This is a genomic window from Immundisolibacter sp. (assembly GCF_028696615.1).
In the GTDB taxonomy this organism is placed as follows: domain Bacteria; phylum Pseudomonadota; class Gammaproteobacteria; order Immundisolibacterales; family Immundisolibacteraceae; genus Immundisolibacter.
The window spans coordinates 1-5,145 of record NZ_JAQVGQ010000196.1 but is presented as its reverse complement, the minus strand read 5'-3'; the positions used below and the strand labels follow the sequence as shown (position 1 = coordinate 5,145).

General features: G+C 69.2%; 5 protein-coding genes. 4 read left to right on the top strand and 1 reads right to left on the bottom strand.

The features are described 5' to 3' along the window. The coding region (locus PHC73_RS11420; protein WP_300128223.1) for a nitrilase-related carbon-nitrogen hydrolase at positions 1 to 224 on the bottom strand (224 nt) is incomplete at its 3' end. Between the two features lie 192 nt (positions 225 to 416). On the opposite strand from PHC73_RS11420, the gene PHC73_RS11415 reads away from it, so the two are divergent. From PHC73_RS11415 to PHC73_RS11400, 4 genes are read left to right on the top strand one after another with little or no spacing between them, the layout of a single operon-like run. Then, complete coding sequence (locus PHC73_RS11415; protein ID WP_300128220.1) at positions 417 to 1,379, top strand: ABC transporter ATP-binding protein; 963 nt, start codon at positions 417 to 419, stop codon at positions 1,377 to 1,379. Then, entirely contained in the window at positions 1,376 to 2,113 is a 738-nt protein-coding gene (locus PHC73_RS11410; RefSeq protein WP_300128217.1) for an ABC transporter permease subunit, read from the top strand. The genes PHC73_RS11415 and PHC73_RS11410 overlap by 4 nt, the downstream gene beginning before the upstream one ends. A 12-nt stretch (positions 2,114 to 2,125) precedes the next feature. Then, entirely contained in the window at positions 2,126 to 4,012 is a 1,887-nt protein-coding gene (locus PHC73_RS11405) for a Gldg family protein (protein WP_300128214.1), read from the top strand. Beyond that, positions 3,999 to 5,090, top strand: coding sequence for a DUF4340 domain-containing protein (locus PHC73_RS11400; protein WP_300128212.1), 1,092 nt, complete (start codon positions 3,999 to 4,001; stop codon positions 5,088 to 5,090). The genes PHC73_RS11405 and PHC73_RS11400 overlap by 14 nt, the downstream gene beginning before the upstream one ends. The last annotated feature ends 55 nt before the right edge of the window (positions 5,091 to 5,145 follow it).

Here is a 5,145-nt window from a genome sequence, read left to right as displayed (position 1 = left end):
GTGTCGGCCAGGAAGTCCTGGATCGGTCCCGCGCCGTCGGTCTCGGCCACCGCCAGCTTGTCCTGCTCGCGCCGGCCGAGCAGGGCGAAGTTCTCGGGCAGCGCCACCAGTTCGGCGCCAGCCGCGGCGGCGCGCGCGATCAGCCGTCCGGCGCTTGCCAGGTTGGCGGCCAGCTCGGCGCCGGACACCATCTGAATCACGGCGGCGGTGAAGGTTTGCGTCATGAACTCGTCCCCGTGTGGTGTGGTCGAACGTCGCCGATGTTAACGATCGGTCGGTCGTGCCGCGGCGCGGCGGGCTTGTGGCTAGAATGCCCGGCCTTTTGTCACGCCGGCGCGGTCACCGCGGCGCGTTCGGGGCAGGGCGCGCGCCGGGGCATTCCAGGGGAGTGTCCGGCATTTCCTAACGAGGCAAGCATGCAGCCAGGGGTCGCGGTCAGGCATCTGACCAAGGATTTCGGGCCGCTGCGGGCGGTGGACGATTTGTCGTTCAGCGTCGGCGGCGGCGAGGTGGTGGGTTTTCTGGGGCCGAACGGCGCCGGCAAGTCGACCACCATGAAGATGATCACCGGTTATCTCGAGCCGACCGCGGGCGAGGTCGAGGTGTGCGGCATGGCGCTCACGCGCGAGCCGCTGGCGGTGAAGGCCGCCATCGGCTACCTGCCGGAAGGCGCGCCGCTGTACGGCGACATGACGCCGCGGCGGTTCCTGGACTTCGTGGCTGGGGTGCGCGGCCTGGAGCCGGCCGAACGGCGCCGGCGCATCGATGCGGTGGTCGACCGCATGGCGCTGCGTGGCGTGCTGGATCAGTCGATCGAAACCCTGTCCAAGGGCTTCAAGCGCCGCGTGGGCCTGGCGCAGGCCATCCTGCACGACCCGCCGGTGCTGATCCTGGACGAGCCGACCGACGGCTTGGACCCGAACCAGAAGCACGAGGTGCGTGAGCTGATCCGCGACATCGCCGCCGACAAGGCGATCATCGTCTCGACGCACATCCTGGAAGAAGTCGAAGCCATCTGCAGCCGCGCCGTCATCATCGCCGGCGGCCGGCTGCTGGCCGACGGCCGGCCGGCGCAGCTGGCCAGCCGCTCGCAGTTCCACAACGCGGTGGTGCTGGTGCTGCGCGGCGGGCCGGTCGATCTGCCCGAACAGCTCGCCGCCGTGCCGGGCGTGGCGCGGGTGGAAGTGCTGGACGAGACCGGCGACGCGCGGCGCCTGCGTCTGCTGGCCAGCCACGGCCGCAGCCTGCTGGAGACCGTCACCGACAAGCTGCGCAGCGCCGGCTGGCAGGCCGACGAGCTGTACGTGGAACAGGGGCGACTGGACGACGTGTTCCGTCAGTTGACGCACGAAGTGGCCGGCCGGGAGACGCGCTCATGAATGCCATGCTGACCGTGCTGCGGCGCGAGCTGGCGGCCTATTTCTACACCCCGCTGGCCTACGTGTTCATTGTGATCTTTCTGTTCCTGAACGGTATTTTCACGTTCTATCTCGGCCAGTTCTTCGCCCGCGGGCAGGCCGATCTGTTGCCGTTCTTCCAGTTCCATCCCTACCTGTATCTGGTGCTGATCCCGCCGGTGGCGATGCGCCTGTGGGCCGAGGAGCGCAAGACCGGCACACTCGAGCTGCTGATGACGTTGCCGATCACCACCGGCCAGGCCGTGCTCGGCAAGTTCCTCGCCGCGTGGCTGTTCACCGCCGTGGCGTTGGCGCTGACCTTCCCGATCTGGATCACGGTCAGTTATCTGGGCGATCCGGACCACGGCGCCATCGTGGCGGGGTACCTGGGCAGCCTGCTGATGGCCGGCGCCTATCTGGCGATTGGCGCTTGCCTGTCAGTGCTCACCAAAAGCCAGGTGATCGCCTTTGTGCTGACGGTGGTGGTGAGCTTTCTGTTCATCGTCAGCGGGCTGCCGATCGTGCTCGACTTTTTTGGCGCCTGGGCGCCGGCCTGGCTCACGCAGGCGGTGGCCTCGCTGAGCTTTCTGCGCCACTTCGAGGCCATTCAGACCGGCGTCATCGAACTGCCGGACATCGTCTACTTCGCCAGCATGATCGGCGTGTGGCTGTACGCCAACACGGTGCTGGTGGAAGCCAAGAAAGCTGCGGGTTAAGGGGTAACTTCCATGCGACGCGGAGTTCTTTCGACCGGCAGCCTGATCGTGGCGGTGGTGCTGCTGCTGGCGGTCAACATCCTGGCCGCCACGGCGCTCGGCGGCTTTCGGGTCGATCTCACCCAAAACCACCTGTACACGCTCAGCGACGGTTCGCGCGCGGTGCTCGACAAGCTCGACGAGCCGATCACGTTGAACCTGTTCTTTTCGCAAAAGGCGCTGCGCGACGTGCCGCAGATCCAGGCCTACGCCGCCCGCGTGAAGGCGCTGCTCGGCCAGTACGTGGCGCACTCGCACGGCAAATTGCAGCTGAAGGTGATCGACCCCGAGCCGTTCTCGGACGCCGAGGACCGTGCCGTGCAGTTCGGCCTGCGCGGCCTGCCGGTGGGCGGACCGGGCGGCGAGAACGCCTACTTTGGCCTCGCCGCCACCAACAGCACCGACGGCGAGGAGGTGATCCCGTTCCTGTCGCCGGCCAGCGAGGACACGCTCGAGTACGACCTGACGCGCCTCGTCTACAAACTCGGCCAGGGCAAGCGGCCGGTGGTGGCGGTGCTGAGCTCGCTGCCGGTGAACGGCTCGATCGTGCCGATGACCCAGCAGCAGGCGCCGCCCTGGGCGGTGATCGAGCAGCTGCGCGAGCTGTTCGACGTGCGCGTGCTGGCTACGTTCGACAAAAAGATTCCGGACGACGTCGACTTGCTGATCCTGATCCACCCGAAGGATCTGTCGCCGGCCACGCTGTTCGCCATCGACCAGTTCGCGCTGCGCAAGGGTCGCGTGCTGGCGTTGCTCGATCCGTACAGCGACGTGGAAGCCCCGCCGCGCGATCCCATCATGCCGACCATGACCATGCCCAAGACGCCGTCCGATCTGGGGCCGTTGCTCGGCGCCTGGGGCATCGACATGCAACCCGACAAGGTCATCGCCGACCGTGAGGCGGCGCGCATGGTCAGCTTCAGCGACCAGGCACCGGCGCAGGAGTACCTGGTGTGGCTGGACCTGAAGTCCGACCATTTCGATCCGAAAGACGTAGTCACCGCGCGCCTGACGCAGATGTACATGAACACGGTCGGGGCGCTGTCCAAAAAAGACGGCGCGAGCGTCGAGTTCACACCCCTGATGACCTCCAGCCGGCAGTCCATGCTGGTCAGCGCCGACGGCCTCGACAAGCCCGACCCCGAGAGCCTGCTGCGCGAGTTCAAGTCATCCGATCGCAGCTATACGTTCGCGGCGCGCGTGCAGGGTGCGCTCAAGACCGCCTTCCCGGACGGCCCGCCCGAGGGCGCCGAGGCGCCGGCCACGGTGCTCAAGCAGTCGGCCGTGCCGGCCAATCTCATCGTCGTCGCCGACGCCGATTTCATCTACGACCGCTTCTGGGCGCAGGTCGGCGAGTTTCGCGGCAGCCGCATGGTGCAGCCGTTTGCCGACAACGGCGCGTTCTTCATCAACGCCGTCGACAACCTCAGCGGCAGCGGCGACCTGATCAGCGTGCGCTCGCAGGGCACCTACGCGCGCCCGTTCACGGTGGTGCAGGCCATGAACCGCGCCGCGCAGGACCGGTTCCGCGCCGCCGAGCAGCGCCTGCAGGCCGAGCTCGAACAGACCGAGCGGAAGCTCGCCGAGCTGCAGGCCGCCCGCGGTGATCAGGGCGGCCCGCTGCTGAGCGCCGAGCAGCAGCAGGAAATCGCCCGTTTCCAAGCCGAGCGCGTGCGCCTGCGGCGCGAGCTGCGCGAAGTGCAGCGCAGCCTGCGCCGGGACATCGACCGCCTGGAGACGCGCCTGAAGTTCGTCAACATCGCCCTGGTGCCGCTGTTGATCGGCTTCGCCGCCGTGCTGGTCGGCGTCACTCGCGGCCGTGGCCGGCGCAGCACGGGAGAGCATCATGTCGCGGGCTAAATGGCTGCTGGCCGGCGCCACGCTGGCGCTGGTGCTGATCACGCTGTGGGCGGCGCGGGATTTCGCCCAGCGCACCGGCTATGTCGCGCATCAGGAAAAACTCTTCCCGGACCTGCCGGCGCAGGCCGCCGTGGCGCGGCGCATCGAGATTCGCTCGGCTGCCGGCCAGGTGACGCTGCGGGGAGTGGGCAGCGACTGGAAGGTGGTCGAGAAACACGACTTCCCGGCCGACCCGGCCAAGGTGCGCGCCCTGCTCGAGGGCCTGTCGGCGCTGACCTTGCTCGAGCCGCGCACCGCCGACCCGGCCCGCCACGCGGCGCTCGATCTGGATGCGCCAGACCGGCCCGGTGCGCGCGGCGTGCTGGTGCGGGTGCTGGGCGACAACGACGCCGTACTGGCGGCAGTGCTGCTCGGCAAGCCGCGCGTCGCCGCCGGCCAGGGGCCGCGGCAGATGTTCGTGCGCCGGCCGGATGAGAACCAGACCTGGCTCGCCGAGGGCGCCGTCGATGCACAGCGCAGTCCGCCGCTGTGGTTGCGCTCGGAGGCGATCGATCTGCCGCAAGCGAGCGTGCGCGCCGTGCGCATTCAGCACCCCGGCGAGGCGCCGCTGCTGATCGCCCGCGACGGGCCCGATGCCGCCTTCGCCCTGCGCACGCCATTACCCGCGGGCCGCACGGCGCGGGCGTCCGCGGTCGGTGCGGTGGCCTACGGCCTGCAGCACCTGCCGCTGCAGAACGTGTTCGTGCCGGACGAGGTGGCGGGCGACTGGGGACAGGCCACGCGTGTCACTTTCGACACCTTCGATGGCCTCGCCGTGACCGCGCGCGTGCTGTCCCTGAACGGCGTGCCGCACGTGCGGATCGCCGCCGCGGTGGCGGCCGATGCCGGTGCCGAGCAGCGGGCCGCCGCCGCCGCGCAGGCCGAGCGCATCGATCGCGACCATGCGGGCTGGGTTTACGCGATACCGCCGCACACCGCCGGCACCTTCACGCCCCGGCTGGATGACTTGCTCGAACCGCTGCCGGCGCCGGCCGAGCCGCGGGCGGCGATGCCTCCCGGCATGGCGCCCGGGCCGTAGAACGGCGCCGAAAATTCCGTCCTTGGAATGTTCGGCACGCGCCGAGGCCTTGCGC